Consider the following 24,650-nt stretch of genomic DNA (forward strand, 5'->3'; position numbering starts at 1 on the left):
GGTCAGGGCTTTTGCCCGATTCCTGATCGCTAGCGTGCTGCCGCATCCCCACCCCCGTGATTCCCCCGTGAACAGCGAAGGCAGGCACGCTATGAGGACCCACCGGCGCAAGGTCAGTGGCAGGAACAAGGCGATCGGCGGTCTCGTGGCCGCGGCCGTGGCCGGTGGCGGCGCGCTCGTGTTCACCGGCACCGCGCAGGCGGCCGGCGTCGGCGCCGCGTACACGAAGACCAGCGCATGGTCGACGGGTTACACCGCGCAGTACGTCGTCACGAACGACAGCGGCCGGGCGAAGAAGGACTGGACGCTGGAGTTCGACCTGCCGTCGGGGTCCAAGCTGAGCTCTCTTTGGAACGCCGAGTCGAGCGTGAGCGGGCAGCATGTCACCGTGACCCCGCCGAAGTGGGACACGGACGGGCTGGCGGCCGGGGAGTCGGTGACGGTCGGATTCGTCGTCAACGGCACGGGTGCCCCGACGGGCTGTCTGATCGACGACGCGAAGTGCGCCACGGACGACGGAGCGACGCCGGAGCCGAGCGGCCGCCCGACCGCCACCGAATCCGCCACCCCGAAGCCGACGGCCACCCCCACCCGGAGCACCACCCCCACCCAGAGCGCGACGCCCACCGCCAAGCCCTCGCAGAGCCCCGGCACCGGAACGGGGAGCACCGCCGGCTTCGCCCCCTACATAGACACCTCCCTCCACCCGGCCTTCGACCTGTCGGCGAGCGTCGAGGCGACCGGCGTGAAGGACTACAACCTCGCCTTCGTCACCGACGGCGGCGGCTGCACCCCGAAGTGGGGCGGCGTCACCGGCCTCGCCGACGACGCGGTGGCCGCGCAGATCGGTGACCTGCGCGCCAAGGGCGGCGACGTCCGCGTCTCCTTCGGCGGCGCGGCCGGCAGCGAGCTGGCGACGACGTGCTCCTCGGCCGACGCGCTGGCGGCGGCGTACGGCAAGGTCGTGGACGCGTACAAGCTGACCAAGGTCGACTTCGACGTCGAGGGCGGCGCGCTGCCGGACACGGCGGCCAACACGCGCCGCGCCCAGGCGATAGCCAAGCTCCAGCAACAGCACCCGGAGCTGGACGTCTCCTTCACCCTCCCCGTCATGCCGGAGGGCCTGACCCAGCCGGGCGTCGACCTCCTGTCCGACGCCAGGCGGAACGGCGTCGAGATCAACACCGTCAACATCATGGCGATGGACTACGGCCCCGCCTACAGCGGCGACATGGGCACCTACGCCGAGCAGGCGGCCACCGCCACCCAGGCCCAGATCAAGGGCGTGCTCGGCCTCTCCGACAGCGCGGCGTGGAAGACGGTCGCCGTCACCCCGATGATCGGCGTCAACGACGTCACCACGGAGATCTTCAAGGTCGACGACGCCACCCAGCTGGTCGACTTCGCCAAGTCCAAGGGCCTGGGCTGGCTGTCGATGTGGTCGGCGACCCGCGACCAGCAGTGCGCGGGCGGCGAGAAGCCGGCGGCGGACGCGACGTGCAGCTCGATCCGGCAGGAGAAGTTCGCGTTCTCGAAGGCGTTCGCGGCCTACAACTGACCGGTGGGACCGATCGCGGAACGGAACCCTTGTGCGGGACGGTGACTTGTAGCATCTGAGCTCCGTGGCACAAGGGGGAAGCGTGATCGAACTGGCCGACATGATCCGTGAGTTGCGGCAGCAGCTGGCCACGGCCCTGGCCGATGGGCAGGGCGAGCCCCTGCGGTTCGAGCTCGGTCCCGTGGAGGTCGAGGCGACCGTCGCCGTCAGCCGGGAGGCGAGTGCGGACGGCAAGGTGCGGCTGTGGGTCGTCGACGCCGGGGCGAACGGCAAGTACACGCAGGCGCAGACGCAGCGGGTCACGGTCACCCTCACGCCCAGGGCCGTTCCGGCGGACGGAAGCGCGGCCCGGCCGGTGCTGATCGCGGGCGGCGAGGTTGACGGCGAGCGCTGAGCGGGGGCTGCGGCCGGAGCGGGTCGCCGAGATCATCGTCGCGCCGCCGGACCGTGGTGCGGCCAGGCGTGGCACGGGCTACCTCTTCGCGCCCGGCAAGGTGCTCACCGCCGCCCATGTCGTCGACGGCGCGAGCGACGTCCGGGTCCGTTTCCAGGCCGACCGGCCGGGCGAGCGGACCGTCGCGGCCGAGGTGCTCTACCGGCACGACGCCGTCGACGTCGCGGTCCTCGCCCTCCCGGCCGAGCCGGTCACGGACGTCGTGCCCGCCGGCTTCGGCCGAATCGGCGACCAGGACGCGGTGCTGCCCTGCACCACCATGGGCTACCCACGCTTCAAGCTCCGTACGGACGACGACGGTTCGCGCTTCCGCGATGCGGAGCACATCCGCACGAGCTGTGCCGTTCTCTCCAACGGGCGCGAGGGCACCCTCGACCTCACCGTCCCCTCGCCGCCCGCCGAGGACCCGGATCCCGAACGGGACCCCTGGGAAGGCATGTCCGGCGCGGCCGTCTTCGGCAATGGCCGGCTCGTCGGGATCGTCACCCGCCGGCACCGCGGCGACGGCCCCGGCCGGGTCGCGGCGCACCGGGTCGACCGCTGGGCCGAGGCCCTGCCCGAAGCGGAACTGGCCGCACTCGAACGGGCATTGGGCTGCGGCCTGACCCCCGAGGCACTGCCCGACGCGATACCGGCCACCACGTTCGACCTGATCCAGGAGGCCTACCGCACCCAGCTCGCCGATGACTTCGCCCCCGAGGAACTCAAGGACCGGGCGGCCGAACTTCGCGAACTCGTCGCCTTCTGCAGCGGCCCCGAACAGTATCTGAGGCTTCAGGGGCGGCCGTGGGCGGGCAAGACGTCGCTGGCCGCGTGGTTCGCACTGCACCCGCCCCGCGGAGTCGTCCCGGTGTGGTTCTTCGTCACCTCCCGCAACGCGCGCCAGTCGGACAGCGACGCCTTCACCGGCGCCCTCATCGACCAGCTCGCCGCCATCGCGGGCCACGAACCGGCCGGCCACCACTCGCCCGCCGCCCGCGACGGACTGCGCGGCCTGCTCCTGCGCAAGGCCGCCGAACGCGTCGCGCAGTACGGGGGCACACTGCTCCTCGTGGTGGACGGGCTCGACGAGGACCAGTCCCTGACAGCGGACGGGAACGGCCCGAGCATCGCCTCGCTGCTGCCCCGGCGGCCTCCCCCGAACGTCCGTGTCCTGGTGACCGGCCGACCGAGCCCCGGCCTCCCGCTGGACGTGCGGGACGAACACCCCCTCCGTCACTGCCGGGTCCTCGAACTCACCGCGACGGCGGCGGCACGGCACATCGAGTACCAGGCCGAGCTCGACCTGCGGCGGGCCCTGTCCGGCGACCGGCTGCAGATCGACCTGGTCGGCCTGCTCACCGCGGCCCGTGGCACCCTCACGGTCGACGACCTGCGCGAACTGACCGGCGCCCAGGCCCACGAACTGCGCCGGCGGCTCGGCAGCGCCTTCGGCCGGATCCTGCGTGAGCGCGGTGGCTTCGATGACAGCGGCGGCGATGTGTCGCTGTACGTCTCCGGCCGTGGCTTCCTCTTCGCCCACGAGACCCTGCTCGCCGCCGCCCAGGAGGAACTCGGCCCCGACCTGGACACCTACGCCGGCCGGCTGCACACCTGGGCGGAGGCCTACGCGGAGAAGGGCTGGCCCGCCGACACCCCGCTGTATCTGCTCCAGCCGTACGGCCGTCTGGCCGCACAGCTCCAGGACACCCGCCGCACCTGTGCCCTCGCCACGGACGCCCGTCGGCGCGACCGGCTGCGGGAGGTCACCGGCAGCGACGCGGCCTGCCTCGCGGAGATCGCGGCGGCCCGCCGGGTCGTGCACCGCACCGCCCCCGACGACCTCGGACAGCTGGCGGCCCTCGCGGCCGTGGCGGATCTGATCTCCCGGCGCAACGAGTCACTGCACCCGGACATCCCGGCGGTCTACGCCCGACTTGGCCGGGTGCGCCACGCCATCGGGCTGGCCCGCAGCGTCTTCGACCCGCTCAACCGCGCACGCGCGCTGGCCGGGGTGGCGGGCGTGCTGGCCGGGACGGGTGACCGGCGGGCCGTGGGGCTGGCGCGGGAGGCGCTGGAACTGACGCGGAAGTCGGTGGAGAGGTACCGGTGGCCCCATGGCGAGGAGATCCTCGACGCGGCCCTGGGCCGGCTGGCCGTCCTGCTGATGAGGACCGGGGACGAAGCCCAGGCACTGCGCCGGCTCGGCGAGTTGCGGCTGCCGGACACCCTGCCGGGCGTCGCGGCCCACACCATGGCCGCCCGCGCCGCCCGGGATCCACGGTGCGCGGCCCGGCTGCTGGGCCGCGCGGAGGAACTGGCCCGGCGGATCACCGAGGTGCCCGACCGAGTCCACGCCCTCGGGCTCACGGCCGGGGCATGGACGGCCCACGGGGACACGAGCCGTGCCGCGGTCCTGTACGACGCCGTCGTCGCCCTCGCCGAGGAACACGCGCACGACCTCGGAAGCGTCCCGGCGGCCGCCGCGGAGGTCCTGCACCCCGTCCGCCCGCATCAGGCGCGGACCATGGTCCGGCTCGCCCTCGAAGTCACGGACGACGTCGGCCGGAGCCGTCCCGACGATCGGGAGGCGGCCTACGAGGCGGTGGCCGCGCTCGCCGCGACCGGTCGCGCGTCCGAGGCGGAGGAGCTCAGGCAGGGACTGCGGCGGTGGGCCGAGCCGTCGCGGGACACCAGGCCGGCCATGGCCGCGGTGCGGGCCCGCGAGGGCCGGGCCGCCGAGGCATGGCAGGAACTCCAGCACTTCTGGGAGCTCCAGGAGCCCGCCGAGGAGGACGACTTCTCGGCCCGGGTCGTCGAACTGCTCGTCGCCGCCGGCGCCGCCGACGACCTGGAGACCCTGCTGCTCACGGGCACGGACACCTGGTGGTGGTGGGGAGTCGCCGGAGCGCTCACCGCGCTGGCCGACCACTTCGCCGACTCCGATCCCGCCCGGGCGCTGCGACTGCTCCACCGGGCCGAGTGGGGCAACCACCTCAGAGGCGGCACGGACCAGGCCTACGGCTGGATGGACGACCTCCCCCAGGACGAGCGCCTCGCCGCCCTCGCGGGAGCACTGGCCGCCGCGGGCGCACCCGATGACGCCGAGCGTCTCGTCGAGGCGATCCGTACGCACGACATGCGCGCCTTCGCCTACGCCGCCGCGTCCCTGGCCCTCGTGGGCACGGACACCTCCCGGGCGCTGCGGTTCGCGCGACAGGCCGACCGCACGGCCGAACTCTCCGGCGGCTGGGACGACGTCGTGCGAGCGGGAGTGCTGATGGCCGTCGTCCAGGCCCTGGCGAGCACCGGGCAGGGGCAGCGCGCGCTGCAGGTGGCGCGACGGCTGCACAAGGGGTGGGGGGACACGTTCCACCTCGACCAGGCCCACGCACTGGTGGCCGCGTCCGTGTGGCCGTACGACCCCGGCACGGCGGAACGCCTGGTCGACGACCTGCTCGGGGACTCCCGGGACACCTCCTCGGACTTCGTACGGGCGCTTCTCGGGCTGCTGGCCGCGACGGTTCCCCACGACGCCGGACGCGCCGCCCGGGTCCGTGCCCTGCTGGACGGCTTCGACGGGAACGACCTCGCGGAGCGTGACCATGAGGACCGGGCCCTGCTCGCCCTGCGGACCGCCGCGACCGACCCCGACAGCGCCCGGCGCCACCTCGACCGGCTCGCCTCGGAGGACAGACACTCCCGTTCCTACCGGTCGGCGGTCATGGCAGCCCTCGCGTACACGGTGCTGGGCGACCATGCCGCGGCTCATGCGGTCAGCCGCGGCTCGGGGCTCGACGAGGAACTCACGTCGGCCGCCTTCGCCGCCCTCGCCGGGCACGCCGCCTGCGCACCCGTCGATCCCGGCGGGCTGATCGGCGGTGGTGGCGGCATCCGCGTCTCACTCGCCCGCCGCCTCGCCGCACTCCTGCACCCGCCCGCCGCCGGCCCGGACCTGGCCCGGGCCAGAGCTCTCCTCGCCGAGGCCCTCACCCCGGACGGCTGGCACCACGCCGTCCCCGTTCTCGCCGCGCTCGCCCCCGAGGCCGTCCGCCGTGCGGGGGACGTGGTCAGCGCACATATCGGACTCGCCGACGACTAGAGCCGAGGCAGAGGCCGAGGCAGGGGCAGGGGCAGGGGCGGGCGCAGGCGCAGGGTCAGGGTCAGGGTCAGGCCCGGGCAAGGCCTGAACCGGCCGAGGCGGCGTACGTCCGGCCACCGGGGCGCACCACGCCGGGGCGCGGCACGTCCCCTCCGCGTGCCGCGCCCCGTCCCCGGCCGAGTGCCGTCCGCTAGAGCTCCTGCTCCACCTCCGGCAACGTCCCCGTCCGCGCCGCCTTCCCGTACCAGTACGCGCTCGACTTCGGCGTCCGGGCCAGGGTCGAGTAGTCGACGTACACCGCCCCGAACCGCTTGCCGTACCCGTACGCCCACTCGAAGTTGTCCATCAGGGACCACAGGTAGTAGCCCCGGACATCGGCGCCGTCCGTGATCGCGCGGCGGACCGCGGACAGATGGCCGTGCAGATAGGCGATGCGCTCCGGGTCGTGGACGCGGCCGTCCGGGTCCGGCTTGTCGTCGTACGCCGCCCCGTTCTCGGTGATGTACAGCGGCAGGCCCGGCGCCTCCCGGGTATAGCGCATGATCAGCTCGTGCAGACCGGTCGGGTCGATCGTCCAGCCCATCTCGGTGCGGTCACCGGGGGTCTGGTGGAAGGCGACGTCGTCCGCGCCCGGCCAGGGGGAGTGGGTGCTCTGCCCGTGCCCGTCCGCCCGCGGGCCGGCCACGTCGGGCTCCGCGGCCGAGACCAGCGTCGGGGTGTAGTAGTTCAACCCCAGGGCGTCCAGCGGCTGGTTGATCGCCGCCAGGTCGCCGTCCAGGACGTACGACCAGTCCGTCACCAGCTCCGTCGCCGCGAACAGCGTCTCCGGGTACGCGCCGTGCAGGATCGGACCGTGGAAGACGCCGTTGGCCAGGTCGTCGATCTTCCGGGCCGCCGCCAGGTCCGCCGGGTCCTGCGACAGCGGGCGCACCACCGAGGAGTTGAGGCTGAGCGCCACCGAGTTGCGGGCCGGCATCACCGAGCGCAGGGCCGAAGTGCCCAGGCCGTGCGCCAGGTTGAGGTGATGGGCGGCCCGCAGCGAGGCCGCCGGCTCGGTGCGGCCCGGCGCGTGCACACCCGACCCGTAGCCCAGGAACGCGCTGCACCACGGCTCGTTGAGGGTGATCCACTGCTCCACGCGGTCGCCCAGCGCCTCGCCGACGATCTGCGCGTACTCCGCGAACCGGTACGCCGTGTCGCGCTCCGGCCAGCCGCCCGCGTCCTCCAGCTCCTGCGGCAGGTCCCAGTGGTAGAGGGTGACGGCGGGCTTGATGCCGTGCGCCAGCAGCTCGTCCACCAGCCGGCGGTAGAAGTCCAGGCCCACCTGCACCGCCGGGCCCCGGCCCGTCGGCTGTACGCGCGACCAGGAGACCGAGAAGCGGTACGCGGTCAGGCCGAGCTCGGCCATCAGCGCCACGTCCTCGCGGTAGCGGTGGTAGTGGTCGACAGCGATGTCACCGTGCTCGCCGCCGGCCGTCCTGCCCGGCGTATGGCTGAAGGTGTCCCAGATCGAGGGGGTGCGACCGTCTTCCCGCACCGCCCCCTCGATCTGGTACGCCGAGGTCGCGGCGCCCCAGAGGAAGGCGGGGGGAAAGGACACGGAGGTCATGGGCTCAGGCATGGAAGCGCTCCCATAGGGGGTCGTGGAGACCGACGAGGTAGGAGGGGAGTAGGAGGAGAGGGGGGAAGGATCCCGAGGGCCGAGGCGGCGTTGACCCGGCCCCCGGAGGCCGTACGGTCCGGGGGCGTACGTCCCGGAAGGCCGTACAGCTGAAGCGGGGCGACCGGGCGTCAGCCCTTGATCGCGCCCTGCATGATGCCGCCCACGATCTGCTTGCCGAACAGCAGGAAGGCGATCAGCAGCGGCAGCGTACCGAGCAGGGCACCCGCCATGATCACCGCTTGGTCGGGAACATAGCCGGTACCGAGGGAGTTGAGGGCGACCTGCACGGTCGGGTTCTCCTGGTTCAGGGCGATGATCGGCCACAGGAAGTCGTTCCAGGCGAACACGAAGGTCAGCAGGCCCAGTACGGCCATCGCGGGCCGGGCGGCCGGAAAGACCACGTGCCAGACGATGCGCAGGCTGCTCGCGCCGTCCACCCGCGCCGCCTCGATCAGCTCGGTCGGCAGCGCCTGCACCAGGTACTGCCGCATGAAGAACGTGCCGAAGGCGGTGACCAGCGTCGGCAGGATGACCGTCTGGAGCTGGTTGGACCAGCCGAGGTCCGCCATCCACAGATACAGCGGTACGACGGCCAGCTGCGGCGGCACCATCATCGTGCCGATCGTGAGCATCAGCAGCACGCCCGAGAACCTGAACCGCAGCTTGGCGAAGGCGAATCCGGCGAGCGTGGAGAACAGCACCGTGCTCACCGTGATCGTGGCCGCGACGAACGTGGTGTTGAACATCGCGGTGCCGAGCCCGGCCTCGTCCCACGCGGTCTGCATGTTCTTGAACAGGTTCCCGCCGAACCACAGCGGCGGCGGGGTCTCGGCGAGCCGCCGGTCGGTGCGCGAGGCCGCGATCGCCGTCCACACCAGCGGGGCCAGCGAGACCAGCGCGAACAGGGTCAGCACCAGGTAGGTGACCGGACCGGCGTGCAGCTGCTTGCCGGCGCCCATCACCCGACGGCGCTCGCGCCTGGGCCGGTCCGCCCGAGGGAGGGTCACATCACTTGCCGTCATTGGGACTTCCTCAGCCGTCGCGAGATCAGCATCTGGATCACGCCGATGATCAGCAGGATCAGGAACATCGTCCAGGCGATCGCGGACGCCTTGCCGAGGTTGCCGATGATCCAGCCCTGGTCGTACATGTACAGACCGAGCGTCTGGTACTGGTGCTCGGAACCGCCCTTGGACCCGCTCACCCCGCCGAACAGCAACGGCTCACCGAAGAGCTGGGTCGCGCCGATCGTCGAGACGACCACCGTGAACAGGATCGTCGGGCGCAGCTGCGGGATCGTCACATGGCGGAACTGCTGCCAGCGGTTCGCCCCGTCGAGCGACGCCGACTCGTACAGATCGGAGGGGATCGCCTGCATGGCGGCCAGGTAGATCAGCGCGTTGTAGCCGGTCCAGCGCCAGATCACGATCGAGGAGACGGCGAACTTGGAACCCCAGTCGGACTCCCGCCAGTTGACCGGGTCGATCCCGAAGAAGTCGAGGATCCAGTTGATCATGCCGCCGTCCCAGGAGTACAGCAGCACGAACACCAGCGTCGCCGCCGCCACCGAGGTGGCGTACGGGGTGAGCATCACGACCCGCCACACGGTCGAGCCGCGCAGCTTGTAGTTGAGCAGGTGGGCGAGCCCCAGTGCCATCAGCAGCTGTGGCACGGTCGAGATCACACCGACGGTGAAGGTGACCCACAGGGAGTTCCAGAAGAAGTCCGAGGACAGCAGGTTCCGGTAGTTGTCCAGGCCGGCCCAGGTCTGGCTGTCCAGGTTCGCCAGCTGCACGTTGTGCAGCGAGTACCAGGCCGTGTACAGCAGCGGGACCAGCGAGAACGCCCCGAAGACGATGAAGAAGGGGGAGATGAACGCGTACGGCGACGCCTTCATGTCCCAGCGGTACAGCCGGCTCCGCCAGGAACTGCGGCCGGGGTCCGGCGTACCGCGACCGTGAGCGCGGCCGGCCGCGCCCGGCTGCTCACCGGGCGCGGCGTCGGCGCTCGACGCGGGTTGCGCGAGAGCCTGCTTGGGGCTGCTCACTGGCCGAGCACGTCCTTGATCTCCTTGGCCGCCGCGTCCCAGCCCTGGTCAGGGCTCTTGCCCTTCTGCTCGACCTGGAGGATGCCGATGTCGGTCAGCGCGGTGTTGATCGCCTGGTCCTTGATGCCGAAGTACTGGGTCGGGATGGTCTTCGCCGAGTCGGAGAAGATCTGGGTGATCGGCGCGTTCGAGAAGTACTCGGTGGTGGCGGCCGCCGGCTTCAGGGTCGAGTACGCCGACGGGGTCGACGGGAAGCTGGCCTGCTTGGCGAAGACCTTCGCCTGCTGCTCGGGCGCGGTCAGCCACTTCGCCAGGGCGATGGCCTCCTTCTGGTGCTTGCTCGCCGTCGGCACACCGAGGAAGGAGCCGCCCCAGTTGGCCGCGGTGGGCGCGGCGGCCACGTCCCACTTGCCCTTGCCGGAGTCACCGGACTTCTCCAGGATGTAGCCGATCATCCAGGCCGGGCAGGCCACCGTGGCGAAGGTGCCGTTCGCGTAGCCCTGGTCCCACGGTTTGTCGAACTGCTTCAGCTTCGCCGACATGTCGCTGGTCGCCACCTCCATGGCGACGTCCCAGGCCTTCTTGACGCCGTCCGACTCGTCCCAGACGACGGTGCCGTCCTTCTCGTAGTAGCGCTCGGTCCCGCCGCCGAGGGCCGCGTTGTAGACCGAGGACGCCGAGTCCACGAACTTGGTGCCGCTGGGCGCCTTCTTCATGTACTGCTTGCCGAGGTCGACGTACTTGCCCCAGTCGCCCTTCCACTGCTCGGCGAGCTTGGCGCGGTCGGTCTCCAGGCCGGCCTTCTCGAACAGGTCCTTGCGGTAGCAGATCGCCATCGGGCCGATGTCGGTGCCGAGTCCGATCAGCTTGCCGTCCTCGGTGGTGGCCTGGGCGTTCTTCCAGTCCAGCCACTGCGACTTGTCGACCTCCTTGCCGAGGTCCACGAACTTGTCGGCCTGCGTCTGCACGGCCTCGGTGATGTTCATGACCTCGATGGCCTGGATGTCGTCGGTACCGGCGCCGGCCTGCAGGCGGGTGAGGACCTTGGGCCAGTAGACGTCGGTACGGGTGGTGACGTTCTCCTTGATGGTGATGTCGGGGTTGAGCTTCATGTACTCGTCGTAGAGGCCGGCCTGCTTGTAGCCGAAGGTGCCGAAGGTGCCGACGGTGAGGGTGGTCCTGCCACCGCCGCCGTTGCCCCCGCCCTCGTTCGTGGAGCCGTCGTCCGAGTCCTCGGCGCAGCCGGCGAGCAGCCCTGTCGTCAGCGCGGCGACGGCCGCGAGGGCCATCAGCCGGCGGGACCCGCGGGTACTCGTGCGCATTGCGTCCTCCTGTTGCCTGACCTGCCGACCCCCCGGCCAACTGCACTGTTGGGCCCGTTCGTTGTTCTCGCTGCGGCTCGGGCGGGGAACGTGCGGGACATGTATGTGTCAGGTAGTGTGGGAGCGCTCCCACATGTGATGTGTTGAAGGTTCGTCGGTCCGGCCGGGGGTGTCAAGGGAGCGGGCGCGGAGTTATGTGTTCAGTTATCGGCCCGTTAGCTAACTCGCCAGAGCCGGCGACGGGGGTGCGAAGTCGGCCAAGATCGGCACCGGTTGGCTGAAGTGGCGGTCTTGATCGACGGCCCCCACGGACGCTCACCGCACCGACAGGTGCTGTTAAATTCCAGGCCAACGAAATGGTCAACGGGAGGCGGAGCCCATGGCAACCCACGGAACGCGGGGCCGGAGCGGCGGCCGGCCGACCCTCGAAGAGGTGGCGGCCCGCGCGGGTGTCGGCCGCGGCACCGTCTCCCGGGTGATCAACGGCTCGCCCCGGGTCAGCGACGCGACCCGCGCGGCGGTGGAAGCGGCGGTGGCCGAGCTCGGCTACGTCCCCAACACGGCGGCCCGCGCCCTGGCGGCGAACCGCACGGACGCGATCGCGCTGGTCGTGCCCGAGCCGGAGACGCGTTTCTTCGCGGAGCCGTACTTCTCGGACATGCTCAAGGGTGTGGGCGCCGGGCTCTCCGACACCGAGATGCAGCTGCTGCTGATCTTCGCGGGCAGTGACCGGGAGCGGCGCAGGCTGGCCCAGTACCTGGCGGCCCACCGGGTGGACGGCGTCCTCCTGGTCTCGGTCCACGCGGACGACCCCCTGCCCGATCTGCTGGCCCAGCTGGAGATCCCGGCGGTGATCAGCGGCCCGAGGTCGGCCGCGGAGACCCTGACCTCGGTGGACTCGGACAACTACGGCGGCGGCCGTTCGGCCGTGGAGCACCTGGTGGCCCGCGGCCGTACCCGGATCGCCCACATCACCGGCCGCCTCGACGTCTACGGCGCCCAGCGCCGCGTCGACGGCTACCGCGACGCCCTGAGCGACGCCGGGTACGGGGTGGACGAGCGGCTGATCGAGCCGGGCGACTTCACCGAGGAGGGGGGCCGCCGGGCGATGGAGGCACTCCTGGAGCGCTGCCCCGACCTGGACGCGGTCTTCGCGGGCTCCGACGTGACGGCGGCGGGTGCCCGCCAGGTCCTGCGCGAGGCGGGCCGTCGCATCCCCGACGACGTGGCCCTCGTCGGCTACGACGACTCCGCCATAGCCCGCCACATGGACCCGCCGCTCACCAGCGTCCGCCAGCCCATAGAGGACATGGGCCGCCGGATGCTGGACCTCCTCCTCGCCGAGATCGCCGACCGCCGCCCGTCGGTGTCCCGGGGCCTGGAGCGGCGGCAGGTGGTCCTGGCGACGGAACTGGTGCCGCGCACGTCGTCATGAGCGGCCACCCCGGATCCTGCGCGCCCTCGCTCGCGTCCTGGACGCCCACGTGGTGGTCGAGGCGTCGGGCCACGCGGCCGTCGACCTCTACGGCGGCGCGTTCCTGTACGACTTCGAGGGCACGCGAGGCATCTGATCGACCTCGACGAGTACCGCCCGGGTCCGTTCTCCCTCACGGCGGACCGGCTCCCGGGTGACGAGGAACGAGCCTGGCGAACGCTTCGGGAGTGGGCGGGACTTGGCGGCGGCATGGCGGGCGGCCATGTCAGGGCTGTAGCGGCAGCCGCCACCGGGTCTCGCCGTCCTGCTCCTCGTCGGTCGGGGTGAGGCCGGCCGCCGCGGCGACGGCCGCCGAGGCCGGGTGGTCGGGGTGGATGTGGGCGACGACCGTACGGACCGACTGCCGCCCGAGCCAGGCGACGAGTCCGCGCGCCGCCTCGGACGCCAACCCGCGCCCCTGCCACGGCGTGCCGACCACCCAGGCGATCTCGGCGGTGCGGTCCTCGGTGACCGTGGCCTGGACGGTGCCCACGAGACATGACCGGGTGCGCAGCCGCAGCACCCAGTTGCACCAGGAGACGGCCGGGTCGGGAGATCCGGCGACGAGCCGCTCGTAACGGGCGCGCAGGCCGTCGGGGGAGTAGGGGGTACCGCCGATGAAGGTGTGCAGCGCCGGATCGGAAAGGGCGCCGGCCATCTCCTCGGCGTGCTCGACGCGCAGCGGGAAGAGGTCGAGGCGGGCGGTGGGGACGGGCTCGGCGTACACGCGCTGGTCGGCGCGGCTCGACACCGTGATGCCCTCCTGAAAAAGGACTCAGCCGGTGACTTCTCGTGAAGTCACCGGCTGATCACCGAGGGTGAGTGACGGGACTCGAACCCGCGACATCCTGGACCACAACCAGGTGCTCTACCAGCTGAGCTACACCCACCATGACCGGCGGTTGACTTCCGCGGAGTCCCCGACCGGCCGAGAAAAAGTGTACAGGGTCCGAAGGGGTGCTCGCGCACGGCTTTCCCGGCGGCCTTGCGGGAACCCCCCGAATGCCTACTGAGCAGGCAGAACGTGCTTCGCCGCGATCGCCTTCGCGGTGTCCGAGTCCGGGCCGGGCTGCGGTACGAAGACGGCCTCGCGGTAGTAGCGCAGTTCCGCGATGGACTCGCGGATGTCGGCGAGGGCGCGGTGGTTGCCGTTCTTCTCGGGGCTGTTGAAGTAGGCGCGCGGGTACCAGCGGCGGGCCAGCTCCTTGATCGACGAGACGTCGACGATCCGGTAGTGGAGGTAGTCCTCCAGCGTCGGCATGTCGCGCAGCAGGAAGCCGCGGTCGGTGCCGACGGAGTTGCCGCACAGCGGGGCCTTGCCGGGTTCCTTCACGTGCTCGCGTACATACGCCAGGACCTGCTCCTCGGCGTCCGCCAGCGTCGTACCGCCGGGGAGCTCGGCGAGCAGTCCGGACGCGGTGTGCATCTGACGCACCACCTCCGGCATCGTCTCCAGCGCCGAGTCCGGCGGGCGGATGACGATGTCCACGCCCTCGCCGAGGACGTTCAGCTCGGAGTCGGTGACGAGGGCGGCAACCTCGATGAGCGCGTCGTCGGACAGCGAGAGGCCGGTCATCTCGCAGTCGATCCACACCATGCGATCGTTCATGCGACCACCCTAAAGCTGACGTCGCCTTTTGGGATGCCCGGCGGTGCAGCCGGACCTCCACCGGGGGCTGCCGCCCTGGGGCGGGCCGGGTTCACCGGGCCGGCGCAGCGCGCGCGGGATTGACTGCCCTGGTGGGACGGAGTGCCGAACGACCCGCCAGGTGGCACGTTCGGCCGCGGTTCCATTCGTCGGCGCCTACCTCCGCACACCGGAGCGGGACAGGCTCCGCGTGAACGGGAAGTCGTACCGCTGGGACGCCGGGAAGAGGTGGCGCGTGCCGGCCTCGGGACGCGAACGCCGGGCGGGCTGTGTTGAGCAGCCCGCCCGGCGTCACGAGGTCACGACCCGCTGCGCTGCCCCGGCAGGCTCGCGCGGCTCCCGGCGTACGCCTCGCGGCCGTGGTCCGACGGCACCGACAGCGACGCGGACGTCCCCAGCGTGCTCGGCGCCGCCGTGCGGCGGGACTGCGGCGGGACCGGGCCGTGCTCCGGGTACTGGGCGGGCGGTGGGCCCGGCGGGGCGGCGGGGCCCGTCGTGGCTTCCGGGTCCGCCGGCTTGTCGCCCTGTGGGCGCCGCGCCCGGTACGCCGCCCGGTACGCGGCCGGCGACGAGCCGAGCTGACGGCGGAAGTGACCGCGCAGCGCCACCGGCGAGCGGAAGCCGCAGCGGCCCGCCACCTCGTCCACCGAGTAGTCCGACGTCTCCAGCAGACGCTGTGCCTGCAGGACCCGCTGGGTGATCAACCACTGCAGCGGCGCGCTCCCGGTCAGGGAGCGGAAGCGGCGGTCGAACGTGCGGCGCGACATGTACGCGCGCGCGGCCAGCGTCTCCACGTCGAACTGTTCGTGGAGGTGTTCCAGCGCCCAGGCGACGACCTCGGCCAGCGGGTCGGCGCCGATCTCCTCCGGTAAAGACCGATCGAGATAGCGCTCCTGACCGCCGGAGCGGCGCGGGGGGACCACCAGACGGCGGGCCAGGGCCCCTGCCGCCTCGTTGCCGTGGTCCGTCCGCACGATGTGGAGACAGAGATCGATTCCGGCCGCCGTACCCGCCGAGGTGAGTACGTCGCCGTCGTCCACGAAGAGTTCTCGTGGATCCACGTGCACCGACGGGTAGCGCTTGGCCAGCGTCGGTGCGTACATCCAGTGCGTCGTCGCGGGGCGGCCGTCCAGCAGGCCCGCCGCGGCGAGGACGAAGGCGCCGGTGCACAGCCCGACTATGCGGGCGCCTTCCTCGTGCGCCCGACGCAGTGCGTCGAGTGCGTCCTCGGGCGGTGGCGAAGTGATCGAGCGCCAGGCCGGCACGACGACCGTGCCCGCCCGCGAGATCGCTTCCAGGCCATGTGGCGCGGAGAGTTCCAGGCCCCCTGTGGTCCGCAGCGGGCCGTCCTCGCCTGCGCACACCAATAGGCGGTAGCGCGGCACGCCGGCGTCCTGGCGGTCGATTCCGAACACCGACAACGGTATGGAACTCTCGAAGATGGGGCCGCCGCTGAACAGCAGCACCGCGACGATCTCCTTGCGGCGTCGCCCGGACAGTTTCCGGACTGCGCCCTCCGGCGCGGCAGTGGAGTCGTGGCTCATACTGCTAAGCCCCCCTCGGTGGTCGCGGCTCCTCGGTTGTGTCGCTCCTGCACGTTTCCCCTCGGTCCTGCACGAGTCCCCCGCCGTAGACAGTCAAGATCGAATCTACTGTGTCGCGTCGTGCCTCAGTGGCCGGTTCGGCACTCGGCACATTGTCGACTTGGCAACTTGGCGTGAAGCATTCGATCACGAAGCGTTGCACTCGTGGAGCGTGCAGGGAAGTGCGCCTTGTCGCGGTGGCCAATCCACGTAGGGTGCGCAGGGCCCCTGAGGCCCTTTCCGTGCAGGTGGAACGGGGGTTGGGGGGTGTTCTGGGCGGGGGATGCATGCGCGCCAGAAGTTGGCTGAAAAGCAGCGTTCCTGTGCGCGGAAACCGGTCAGCCGACCGGTGTATTTCCCCCACTGTGACGTCCGCCTCTACGGCCCCCGCTGCGGGGCTTGTGATGGCGTCCGCGACGGGGGAGTGACTGGCCGGTGCGTTCCGCGTCCCGCAGGCGCGCCGCGCCGCGTTCCGAGTGGCGGAGGAGCAGGCGGCAGACCGCCGTCACGGCGGCGAGGCCGAGGGCCGTGCCGGCGGCGCCGGCGAGCGAGGTGCCGTACCAGAGCAGGACCACGGGAACCAGGACGCAGCTGAAGGCCGCCCACCGGACCACGTCGGTGGCGCTGTCCTCGGAGGGCGTGCGTGGTCCGGACATGGGTGTGGGCTCCCTGGGTTCCCTGGCGATGGCTCACGGAGATCAACGCGTGCCCGGGCAGTCGGTCACTGGTGCGCGGCCACCCGACCGCGGACGCGCGTGAATCCTGTGCAAACCGCCTGTACACCGCAGCAACCATTGCGTTACGGGCGTCCCCTCGTGCATGCTCCCTGGAACCCGCAGCGACCCGAGCGGGGATCTGGGCTAAGGAGGCGTGCCGCCGTACCCTTGGGGGTATGGGGTTGGGAAGACCATTCCCGGACACAGCTCCGCCGCACACTGATGTCCCACCCATAAAGGATCACAACGCCGAGACAGCCATGGCCGGTCACGAATTCTTCGAACCCGCGGACCGCAAGCGGTCGGTCGCCGACCCGACGGCGGCCGATCCCCTGGCGGCGGAAGAGCCACGCCACGCCTGCGACCCCGCCTTCAAGCACGGCGTCGTCGTCGGCTTCGACGGCTCCACCTCCAGTGAGCGCGCCCTTGCGTACGCCATCGGCATGGCTCATCGCTCCGGGTCGGGCCTGATCATCGTCCACGTCGCCAACCGGCTGCCCACCACGGTGTGGGCCGGCTGCGAGCCGCCGGTCTTCGTCGACGTGCCGGACCACCGCACCGAGGTGCTCGGCCTGGAGCTCGCCTGCGCCGACTATCTCGCCGAGGTGCCCTGGATCCTGGTCGAGCGCGGCGGTGACATCTGCCACGAGCTCGAAGAGGTCGGGCGGGAGTACGAGGCGGACGCGATCGTCGTCGGTTCCACGCACGGCATCGTGGGCCGGATCTTCGGTTCCGTCGCGGGCCGGCTCGCCAAGCGGGCCAAGCGGCCTGTCGTTGTCATTCCGTAACTCGCCGTTGGCCCAGGCGAGATGGCGCCTGGGAAGGGGCGGCCTCCTTTGTGCAGCGCATAAATCTACTGGCGCGTAGAGGTGTTTGTGCCTTTGTGAAGGGCATATAAGGCACACCGCACAACTGCACATGCATGAAGGGAGCCCGCCGTGGACAACGACGTCTCTGCGGGAAGCGGAACCACCACCGTGGTCGGCCGACTCGCCCTCGGTATCACCCTGTTGGCCTTCGGCCTCGGGTACACCGATGTGATCGACGGTGTGTCGGCTGCTGACGCCGTATCAATCGCCCAGTACGTGGGCGGCATTGCCCTCTTCGTCGCCGGTCTGGTGGCGCTCCGGGATCGTGACAGCGCGAACGGGACCGCGTTCGTCGCGCTCGGGGCCCTGTGGTTCACCTGGGCCGTCTCCGCCGACGCGGCTGTCTCCGACAACGCGGCCGGGCTGTTCCTGCTGCTGTTCGCCCTCGTGGCGCTGTCCCTCACCCTCGCGGGCGGTGACCAACTCGGCCAGGGTGCCCACGGGTTGTTCTTCGTCGCCCTGCTGCTCATGGCGATCGCCCACTTCGCCGGCAATGACGGGCTCACCAAGGTGGGTGGCTGGTTCGCCGTCGCCGCGGGTGCGGTGGCCTGGTATGCGGCGACTGCGGCTCTGGCCCACTGGCCGACCGCGCTTCCGCGACGCGCTGCGGGCCGGGGGGTGACGGCCACCGGTTAGCTGCGCAGGCCGGGGGGTTGGGCGGCTCCCCGGCGACATGGACGGACCCCCCGTGAATGGTGGCATCACGTGGGGGTCCGTTCTCTTGTTCGGCCTCTGCGGGTTTGTGGGGGTTGCTCGCGCAGTTCCCCGCGCCCCTGTCGGGGCGCTTACTCCACCGTTACCGACTTGGCGAGGTTCCTGGGCTTGTCGATGTCCCTGCCCAGGGCCAAGGCCGTGTGGTAGGCGAGGAGTTGGAGGGGGATGCCCATCAGGATGGGGTCCAGTTCGTCCTCGTTCTTCGGGACGACGATGGTCTGGTCGGCCTTCTCCTGGTCCTGGTGGGCCACCGCGAGGATCTTGCCGCTGCGGGCCTTGATCTCCTCCATGGCGGCGCGGTTCTTCTCCAGCAGGTCGTCGTCGGGGACGATCGCGACCGTGGGGAGGGCGGGCTCGATCAGGGCCAGCGGGCCGTGCTTGAGCTCGGAGGCCGGGTAGGCCTCGGCGTGGATGTAGGAGACCTCCTTGAGCTTCAGGGAGGCCTCACGGGCCACGGGGTAGCCCCGGACACGGCCGATGAAGAGCATCGAGCGGGCGTCGGCGTACTGCTGGGCCAGCTTCTCGATCTCCGCCTCCTGCTCCATGATCTCGGCGATCTGGGCGGGCAGCTTGCGCAGGCCCTCGATGATCCGCTTGCCGTCGCGGACCGAGAGGTCGCGGGTGCGGCCGAGGTGGAGGGCGAGGAGGGCGAAGGCGACCGTGGTGTTCGTGAAGCACTTCGTGGAGACCACGCAGACCTCGGGGCCGGCGTGGACGTAGATGCCGCCGTCGGCCTCGCGGGCGATCGCCGAGCCGACGACGTTCACGATGCCCAGCACCCGCGCGCCCTTGCGCTTCAGCTCCTGGACGGCGGCGAGGACGTCGTAGGTCTCACCGGACTGGGAGACGGCGATGTAGAGGGTGTCGGGGTCCACGACCGCGTTGCGGTAGCGGAACTCCGAGGCCGGCTCGGCGTCCGCGGGGATGCGGGCGAGCTCCTCGATCATCTGGGCGCCGATCATGCCCGCGTGGTACGAGGTGCCGCAGCCGAGGATCTTCACGCGGCGGATCCGGCGGGCCTCGCGGGCGTCCAGGTTGAGGCCGCCGAGGTGCACGGTGGAGAAGCGGTCGTCGATGCGGCCGCGCAGGACGCGGTCCACGGCGTCGGCCTGCTCGTGGATCTCCTTGTGCATGTAGGTGTCGTGGCCGCCCATGTCGTACGAGGCGGCTTCCCACTCGACGGTGGTGGGCTCGGCCGTGGTGCGGGTGCCCTCGGTCGTGTAGGTGCGGAAGTCGTCGGCCTTGAGAGTGGCCATCTCGCCGTCGTCGAGGGTCACTATCTGCCGCGTGTGGGCGACCAGCGCGGCGATGTCCGAGGCGACGAACATCTCCTTCTCGCCGATGCCGAGGACGACCGGGGAGCCGTTGCGGGCGACGACGATGCGGTCCGGGAAGTCGGCGTGCAGCACGGCGATGCCGTACGTGCCCTCGATGAGGCGCAGGGTCTCGCGGACCTTGTCCTCCAGCTTCTCGGCCTGTGAGCGGGCGATGAGGTGGACGAGGACCTCGGTGTCGGTCTCGGAGAGGAACTCGACGCCGTCCGCCTCCAGCTTGCGGCGCAGGTCGGAGGCGTTGTCGATGATGCCGTTGTGGACGACGGCGACCTTGCCCTCGGCGTCCAGGTGCGGGTGGGCGTTCACGTCGGACGGGGCGCCGTGGGTGGCCCAGCGGGTGTGGGCGATGCCGGTGGTGCCCTTGAAGCGCGCCGGGACCTTGGCCTCCAGGTCGCGGACCCGGCCCTTGGCCTTCACCGTCTTCAGGCCCGAGGCCTTCGGGGAGGTGACGGCGATGCCCGCCGAGTCGTAGCCGCGGTACTCCAGCCGCTGGAGGCCTTCCAGCAGCAGGGGAGCCACGTCACGCTTCCCGATGTATCCGACAATTCCGCACATACAGATAGGTCCCTCAGCCGTAGACGATGCGGCGCAGCTGCCGGAGCGTAAGCTCCGGTGGCGTCACCGCCCGGTATTTCAGGTCCGCCTCGATCCGCTCGAAGATCGTCGCGTTGACCAGGCCCTGGGCCTGCAGCTCGCGGTGGCGGCGACGGACGTAGTCCTCGGTCGTCTCGTCGAAATAGGCGAGCACGTCCTGGATCACCCGCAGCGCCTCGCCCCTGCTCAGGGGCGTGGATCGCGTCAGGTGATCGACAAGTTCCTCGTGCACCCGGTAGATCCTGGGGTACCGGCGACGCTTTCGCAAGAATCCTGCCCGATTTCGGGCAACTGGCTGTGGAAAGTCTTGGCGCAACATTGGGGCTCTCATGGCAGCCTGTTCCGGAGCTGTCCATGTCTCGGCCCGCATCCCGTTGCCTGAGGAGACGACTTTCGGACGCCATGGACATTCCTCGCATGGGAGTACCCCAGCACCTGGCCGAGCGCATGAGCATGGCCGAGCAGCACGAGTACCTGCGCGCCAGATTCTCCCGGCGCACGATGATCAGGGGCGGCGCCGTCACCCTGGGCGCCGTCGCGGGTGGCGCGTTCGTGCCGGGCGCCACCGCCCAGGCGACCGTACCGACCCAGCTCACCGCCCCGGCCGCCGAGGCCGTCGACGGCGCCCTGGTCGCCCCCTTCGGCCGCCACCTCGCCTACGGCAACGACCCGCGTACCCAGATGACGATCTCCTGGCAGGTCCCGGTCGCGGTGAAGAAGCCCTTCGTCCGCATCGGCGCCCACCCGTGGGACCTCTCCCGCCGGATCGAGGCCGAAGTGCGCACCCTGTACACCCCGGCCGGCGTCGGCGCGAGCGGCGACCACACGCAGTACTACGTGCACGCCGAGCTGACCCACCTGCGCCCGGGCCGGACGTACTACTACGGCGTCGGCCACCAGGGCTTCGACCCCGCCGCGCCGCACCTCCTCGGCACCCTCGGCACCTTCACCACCGCCCCCGCCCACAAGCGGCCCTTCACCTTCACCGCCTTCGGCGACCAGGGCGTCAGCTATCACGCGCTCGCCAACGACAGCCTGATCCTCGGCCAGAACCCGGCCTTCCATCTGCACGCCGGTGACATCGCGTACGGCGACCCGGCCGGCCAGGGCAAGGCCTCCGACACCGGCTTCGACTCACGCACCTGGGACCAGTTCCTCGCCCAGACCGAGTCGGTCGCCAAATCCGTCCCTTGGATGGTGTCGTACGGCAACCACGACATGGAGGCCTGGTACTCGCCCAACGGCTACGGCGGCGAGGAGGCCCGCTTCACGCTCCCCGACAACGGACCCGACAAGAAGCACCTGCCGGGCGTCTACTCCTTCGTCCACGGCAACACGGCGGTCATCTCCCTCGACCCCAACGACATCTCCTTCGAGATCCCGGCCAACCTCGGCCTCTCCGGCGGCACCCAGACCAAGTGGCTGGAGGCGCAGCTGAAGAGGTTCCGGGCCGCCGAGGACATCGACTTCATCGTCGCGTTCTTCCATCACTGCGCGTACTGCACCTCCACGGCGCACGCCTCGGAAGGCGGCGTGCGCGAGGAGTGGGTGCCGCTGTTCGAGAAGTACACGGTCGACCTCGTGATCAACGGCCACAACCACCAGTACGAGCGCACCGACGTCATCAAGGCCGGCGCGGTCACCAAGAAGCTGCCGATCGGCGGTACGGCCTACCCCGAGTCGGAGGGCGTGGTGTACGTGACGGCGGGTGCGGCGGGCCGCAGCCTGTACGCGTTCAGCGCGCCGGACTCCTACGAGGGACACGAGCACGAGGTGGACTCGGTGGCCTCGTTCGTCAACGTCGAGGGCGGCAAGCAGAACGAGACGGTCACCTGGTCCCGGGTGCGCTACCTCGACTACTCCTTCCTGCGCGTGGACGTGAACCCCGCACCGAAGGGCCGCTACGCCACGCTGAAGGTGCAGGGCATCGCCGAGACGGGTGACCGGATCGACCACTTCACGGTGGCCCGCCGGGCCAAGTAGCCGCCGTACGCGCGCTACATCCGTTTGAGCACCGCCTGCTTGGCCATCGTGAACTCCTCGTCCGTCAGCACGCCCGTGCGGTGCAGCTCGCCGAGTTCGCGCAGGCGGCGCAGCAGGGCGTCGTGGTCGTCCTCGACGGACGCGGCCCGCGGGGACGGCAGTTCCGGCCGTGCGTCCGGTACGTCCGGGACGGCGGCCCTGGCCGGATGCGGCAGGCGGGCCTGGACCGCCGCCGCCACCAGGGCCATCAGCGGGTCCTTCTTGAAGCCCCACAGCTCCACGGAGTTGGGGTCGTACTTGGGCGGGGCCTTGGTGGGCGCGCTCTTGGCGGTGAAGCGGAGGTAGCCGTTCTCCAGGCCCACCGCCGGATGCCACTCCACGGCCGCGATGTCGGCGAGCGCGAGGGAGCGGCTGCCGGCGGCGGCCTTGGCGTCCTCCGTCTTCCAGTTCCACTCCAGACGGACGTGCTCGCCGTCGAAGCTCGCGGTGCCGTCCCCGGCGGAGACCGACAGGGGGACGGAGGGGCCAGGCAGCAGGTACTCGTCGACCGGGTCGGCGGGAACCTGGTCCAGCAGCAGGGCGTTGCGCACCTCGTCCACGAAGTACTCGGCGACGCCGTACCGGTCGGACTCGACGATCAGCTGGTACGGGTCGTTGGGCTCGGTGAGCCGGCCTCCGGTGGCGTGCAGCAGCGGGTCGGCGCCGTCGCGCAGGCGCAGGCGCAGGCGTCCGGTCTTCTTCCCCTGTTCGAAGGAGACACCGGCCAACGCCCCCAGGGGGACGACCAGTTCACCCAGGGTCTTGCGGAAGAGGCTGACGTTCTTGTCCCGTCCGGGGGTCAGTCGCAGGGCGTCGCCGTCGAAGACCCACGTGCCGTCCTTCTGGATGATTTCCGCCATGAGGGGATTGTTTCACCGGATCTGCGGGAGAGTGGTCTCTACCAATCCCGAAGGGAGCGCATGTGAGACGGCACCACAGAACGACTCCCCGTACGACCCGGATCCTCGGATCCCTGCTGCTGGTGATGGCGGCCGGCGCCTTCACGCTCGGCGCGGCACCGGCGTCCGGCGAGGCGATACCCCTCGCCCAGGTGGTACCGGCGCCCGCGTCGGTGGCGGCGGGCGGATCCCCGTACCGCATCACCGACGCCACCCGCATCCGCGTCGACGACTCCCGCGAGGCCCGGCGCGTCGGCGAGTACCTCGCGGGTGTCCTGCGGCCCTCCACCGGCTACCCGCTGACCGTCACCTCGCAGGGCCGCGGCGGCATCCGACTGCGCCTCGCCCAGGGCCCGTTCGGCGCGGAGGGCTACCGCCTCGACAGCGGCCGCAGTGGCGTCACCATCACGGCCGCCCGGCCCGCCGGCCTCTTCCACGGCGTCCAGACCCTGCGTCAGCTCCTCCCGGCGGCCGTCGAGAAGGACTCCGTCCAGCCCGGTCCCTGGCTGGTCGCGGGCGGCACCATCACGGACACCCCGCGCTACGGCTGGCGCGGCGCGATGCTCGATGTCTCCCGGCACTTCTTCACCGTCGACCAGGTCAAGCGCTATATCGACCAACTCGCCCTCTACAAGATCAACAAGCTGCACCTGCACCTCAGCGACGACCAGGGCTGGCGCATCGCCATCGACTCCTGGCCGCGCCTGGCGGCCTACGGCGGCTCCACCCAGGTCGGCGGCGGCCCCGGCGGCCACTACACCAAGGCCGACTACCAGGAGATCGTCCGGTACGCCGCCTCCCGCTACCTTGAGGTCGTCCCCGAGATCGACATGCCGGGCCACACGAACGCGGCGCTGGCCTCGTACGCCGAGCTGAACTGCGACGGCGTGGCACCCCCGCTCTACACCGGCACCGACGTCGGCTTCAGCTCGCTGTGCGTCGGCAAGGAGATCACGTACGACTTCGTGGACGACGTGATCCGTGAGCTCGCCGCGCTCACGCCGGGCGAGTACCTCCACATCGGCGGCGACGAGGCGCACTCCACCAGCCACGAGGACTATGTGAAGTTCATGGACCGGGTGCAGCCGATCGTCGCCGAGTACGGCAAGACGGTGGTCGGCTGGCATCAGCTGACCGGGGCGACTCCGGCGAAGGGGGCGCTGGCGCAGTACTGGGGGCTGGACGGTACGAGTGACGAGGAGAAGGCGCAGGTCGCCAAGGCCGCGCAGAACGGGACGGGACTCATCCTCTCGCCCGCCGACCGGATCTACCTCGACATGAAGTACACGGCGGACACCCCGCTGGGCCTGGACTGGGCGGGCCTCGTGGAAGTGAAGCGGTCGTACGACTGGGACCCGGGCAACTACCTTGCCGGTGCTCCTTCTTCGGCGATCCGGGGCGTCGAGGCGCCGCTGTGGACGGAGACGATCACGAAGTCGGCCGACATCGAGTACATGGCCTTCCCGAGGCTGGCGGGCGTGGCTGAGCTGGGCTGGTCGCCGGCTTCCACGCACGACTGGGAGGACTACAAGGTGCGGCTCGCGGCGCAGGGGCCCCGATGGGACGCGCTGGGGATCGGGTACTACCAGTCGCCGCAGGTTCCGTGGCCTGCGCGGTAGTCCGAAGAAGCTGACGGGCACCCCGGAGGACCGTACTCCGGGGTGCCCGCCTG

The 24,650-nt window shown here is 71.0% G+C and carries 19 protein-coding genes and 1 tRNA gene; 8 read left to right on the forward strand and 12 right to left on the reverse strand.

Translation table 11 applies throughout. The features are described from left to right. The first annotated feature begins 91 nt into the window (after positions 1-91). The 3 genes from AQI70_RS31710 (at position 92) to AQI70_RS31720 (ending at position 6,093) form a co-directional block, all read left to right on the forward strand. Positions 92-1,558, forward strand: coding sequence for a glycoside hydrolase family 18 protein (locus AQI70_RS31710; protein WP_062155906.1), 1,467 nt, complete (start codon positions 92-94; stop codon positions 1,556-1,558). 82 nt (positions 1,559-1,640) lie between these two features. After that, positions 1,641-1,952 (forward strand): trypco2 family protein, encoded by a 312-nt coding sequence (locus AQI70_RS31715; RefSeq protein ID WP_062155907.1) that lies wholly within the window; start codon positions 1,641-1,643, stop codon positions 1,950-1,952. Further along, positions 1,936-6,093 carry a trypsin-like peptidase domain-containing protein gene (locus AQI70_RS31720; protein WP_062155908.1) on the forward strand — a complete coding sequence of 1,386 codons (4,158 nt, stop codon included), beginning with the start codon at positions 1,936-1,938 and terminating at the stop codon, positions 6,091-6,093. Before AQI70_RS31715 ends, AQI70_RS31720 begins: the two co-directional genes overlap by 17 nt. Before the next feature lie 190 nt (positions 6,094-6,283). Here AQI70_RS31720 and AQI70_RS31725 read toward each other — a convergent pair whose 3' ends face one another. The 4 genes from AQI70_RS31725 to AQI70_RS31740 form a co-directional block, all read right to left on the reverse strand. Further along, positions 6,284-7,702, reverse strand: a complete 1,419-nt coding sequence (locus AQI70_RS31725; protein WP_063801626.1) for a GH1 family beta-glucosidase — start codon at positions 7,700-7,702, stop codon at positions 6,284-6,286. A gap of 182 nt (positions 7,703-7,884) precedes the next feature. Beyond that, positions 7,885-8,778 carry a carbohydrate ABC transporter permease gene (locus AQI70_RS31730; RefSeq protein WP_208607487.1) on the reverse strand — a complete coding sequence of 298 codons (894 nt, stop codon included), beginning with the start codon at positions 8,776-8,778 and terminating at the stop codon, positions 7,885-7,887. Further along, on the reverse strand, positions 8,775-9,803 hold the full coding sequence (locus AQI70_RS31735) for a carbohydrate ABC transporter permease (RefSeq protein ID WP_062155911.1): 1,029 nt from the start codon (positions 9,801-9,803) through the stop codon (positions 8,775-8,777). Before AQI70_RS31735 ends, AQI70_RS31730 begins: the two co-directional genes overlap by 4 nt. Then, on the reverse strand, positions 9,800-11,125 hold the full coding sequence (locus AQI70_RS31740; protein WP_062155912.1) for an ABC transporter substrate-binding protein: 1,326 nt from the start codon (positions 11,123-11,125) through the stop codon (positions 9,800-9,802). The genes AQI70_RS31735 and AQI70_RS31740 overlap by 4 nt, the downstream gene beginning before the upstream one ends. A gap of 379 nt (positions 11,126-11,504) precedes the next feature. On the opposite strand from AQI70_RS31740, the gene AQI70_RS31745 reads away from it, so the two are divergent. Beyond that, positions 11,505-12,560 (forward strand): LacI family DNA-binding transcriptional regulator, encoded by a 1,056-nt coding sequence (locus tag AQI70_RS31745; RefSeq protein WP_062155913.1) that lies wholly within the window; start codon positions 11,505-11,507, stop codon positions 12,558-12,560. A gap of 265 nt (positions 12,561-12,825) precedes the next feature. On the opposite strand, the gene AQI70_RS31750 is transcribed toward AQI70_RS31745, so the two are convergent. The 5 genes from AQI70_RS31750 to AQI70_RS40435 form a co-directional block, all read right to left on the reverse strand. Beyond that, complete coding sequence (locus AQI70_RS31750; protein ID WP_244181916.1) at positions 12,826-13,350, reverse strand: GNAT family N-acetyltransferase; 525 nt, start codon at positions 13,348-13,350, stop codon at positions 12,826-12,828. A 66-nt stretch (positions 13,351-13,416) separates the two neighbouring features. After that, positions 13,417-13,489, reverse strand: a tRNA-His gene (locus AQI70_RS31755). 116 nt (positions 13,490-13,605) lie between these two features. Next, a complete protein-coding gene (gene orn / locus AQI70_RS31760; RefSeq protein WP_004001028.1) occupies positions 13,606-14,208 on the reverse strand; it encodes an oligoribonuclease in 603 nt (200 codons plus the stop codon). 338 nt (positions 14,209-14,546) lie between these two features. Next, entirely contained in the window at positions 14,547-15,791 is a 1,245-nt protein-coding gene (locus tag AQI70_RS31765; protein ID WP_062155914.1) for a helix-turn-helix domain-containing protein, read from the reverse strand. A gap of 377 nt (positions 15,792-16,168) precedes the next feature. Next, a complete protein-coding gene (locus AQI70_RS40435) occupies positions 16,169-16,486 on the reverse strand; it encodes a hypothetical protein (RefSeq protein WP_004001030.1) in 318 nt (105 codons plus the stop codon). Between the two features lie 320 nt (positions 16,487-16,806). Here AQI70_RS40435 and AQI70_RS31775 point away from each other — a divergent pair, with 320 nt between their 5' ends. Together AQI70_RS31775 and AQI70_RS31780 are read left to right on the forward strand one after the other, a co-directional pair. Next, complete coding sequence (locus AQI70_RS31775) at positions 16,807-17,334, forward strand: universal stress protein (RefSeq protein WP_062155915.1); 528 nt, start codon at positions 16,807-16,809, stop codon at positions 17,332-17,334. Between the two features lie 150 nt (positions 17,335-17,484). Next, positions 17,485-18,051 (forward strand): GPR1/FUN34/YaaH family transporter, encoded by a 567-nt coding sequence (locus AQI70_RS31780; RefSeq protein ID WP_062155916.1) that lies wholly within the window; start codon positions 17,485-17,487, stop codon positions 18,049-18,051. A 149-nt stretch (positions 18,052-18,200) separates the two neighbouring features. Here AQI70_RS31780 and glmS read toward each other — a convergent pair whose 3' ends face one another. Both glmS and AQI70_RS31790 read right to left on the reverse strand, forming a co-directional pair. Further along, positions 18,201-20,018, reverse strand: a complete 1,818-nt coding sequence (gene glmS / locus AQI70_RS31785; RefSeq protein ID WP_004001033.1) for a glutamine--fructose-6-phosphate transaminase (isomerizing) — start codon at positions 20,016-20,018, stop codon at positions 18,201-18,203. 13 nt (positions 20,019-20,031) lie between these two features. Continuing rightward, entirely contained in the window at positions 20,032-20,289 is a 258-nt protein-coding gene (locus tag AQI70_RS31790; RefSeq protein ID WP_062155917.1) for a hypothetical protein, read from the reverse strand. Positions 20,290-20,474: 185 nt separating this feature from the next. Between AQI70_RS31790 and AQI70_RS31795 the strand changes: the two genes are divergently transcribed. Next, a complete protein-coding gene (locus tag AQI70_RS31795) occupies positions 20,475-22,040 on the forward strand; it encodes a purple acid phosphatase family protein (protein ID WP_062155918.1) in 1,566 nt (521 codons plus the stop codon). A gap of 14 nt (positions 22,041-22,054) precedes the next feature. Here the strand turns inward: AQI70_RS31795 and AQI70_RS31800 are convergent, their stop codons facing one another. Then, entirely contained in the window at positions 22,055-22,939 is an 885-nt protein-coding gene (locus AQI70_RS31800; protein ID WP_062155919.1) for a DUF4429 domain-containing protein, read from the reverse strand. Positions 22,940-23,064: 125 nt separating this feature from the next. Here AQI70_RS31800 and AQI70_RS31805 point away from each other — a divergent pair, with 125 nt between their 5' ends. Continuing rightward, on the forward strand, positions 23,065-24,597 hold the full coding sequence (locus AQI70_RS31805; protein ID WP_425264648.1) for a beta-N-acetylhexosaminidase: 1,533 nt from the start codon (positions 23,065-23,067) through the stop codon (positions 24,595-24,597). The last annotated feature ends 53 nt before the right edge of the window (positions 24,598-24,650 follow it).

The organism is Streptomyces curacoi (assembly GCF_001513975.1).
GTDB lineage: Bacteria > Actinomycetota > Actinomycetes > Streptomycetales > Streptomycetaceae > Streptomyces > Streptomyces curacoi.

Bases quoted from the DNA above. Each gene is read 5' to 3' on its own strand.
- AQI70_RS31725 (WP_063801626.1), bottom strand. From the start codon at position 7,702: ATGACCTCCGTGTCCTTTCCCCCCGCCTTCCTCTGGGGCGCCGCGACC.
- AQI70_RS31710 (WP_062155906.1), top strand. From the start codon at position 92: ATGAGGACCCACCGGCGCAAGGTCAGTGGCAGGAACAAGGCGATCGGC.
- AQI70_RS31805 (WP_425264648.1), top strand. From the start codon at position 23,065: ATGGCGGCCGGCGCCTTCACGCTCGGCGCGGCACCGGCGTCCGGCGAG.
- AQI70_RS31745 (WP_062155913.1), top strand. From the start codon at position 11,505: ATGGCAACCCACGGAACGCGGGGCCGGAGCGGCGGCCGGCCGACCCTC.
- AQI70_RS40435 (WP_004001030.1), bottom strand. From the start codon at position 16,486: ATGTCCGGACCACGCACGCCCTCCGAGGACAGCGCCACCGACGTGGTC.
- AQI70_RS31775 (WP_062155915.1), top strand. From the start codon at position 16,807: ATGGCCGGTCACGAATTCTTCGAACCCGCGGACCGCAAGCGGTCGGTC.
- AQI70_RS31795 (WP_062155918.1), top strand. From the start codon at position 20,475: ATGGGAGTACCCCAGCACCTGGCCGAGCGCATGAGCATGGCCGAGCAG.
- AQI70_RS31730 (WP_208607487.1), bottom strand. From the start codon at position 8,778: ATGACGGCAAGTGATGTGACCCTCCCTCGGGCGGACCGGCCCAGGCGC.
- AQI70_RS31765 (WP_062155914.1), bottom strand. From the start codon at position 15,791: ATGAGCCACGACTCCACTGCCGCGCCGGAGGGCGCAGTCCGGAAACTG.
- AQI70_RS31740 (WP_062155912.1), bottom strand. From the start codon at position 11,125: ATGCGCACGAGTACCCGCGGGTCCCGCCGGCTGATGGCCCTCGCGGCC.
- orn (WP_004001028.1), bottom strand. From the start codon at position 14,208: ATGAACGATCGCATGGTGTGGATCGACTGCGAGATGACCGGCCTCTCG.
- AQI70_RS31800 (WP_062155919.1), bottom strand. From the start codon at position 22,939: ATGGCGGAAATCATCCAGAAGGACGGCACGTGGGTCTTCGACGGCGAC.
- glmS (WP_004001033.1), bottom strand. From the start codon at position 20,018: ATGTGCGGAATTGTCGGATACATCGGGAAGCGTGACGTGGCTCCCCTG.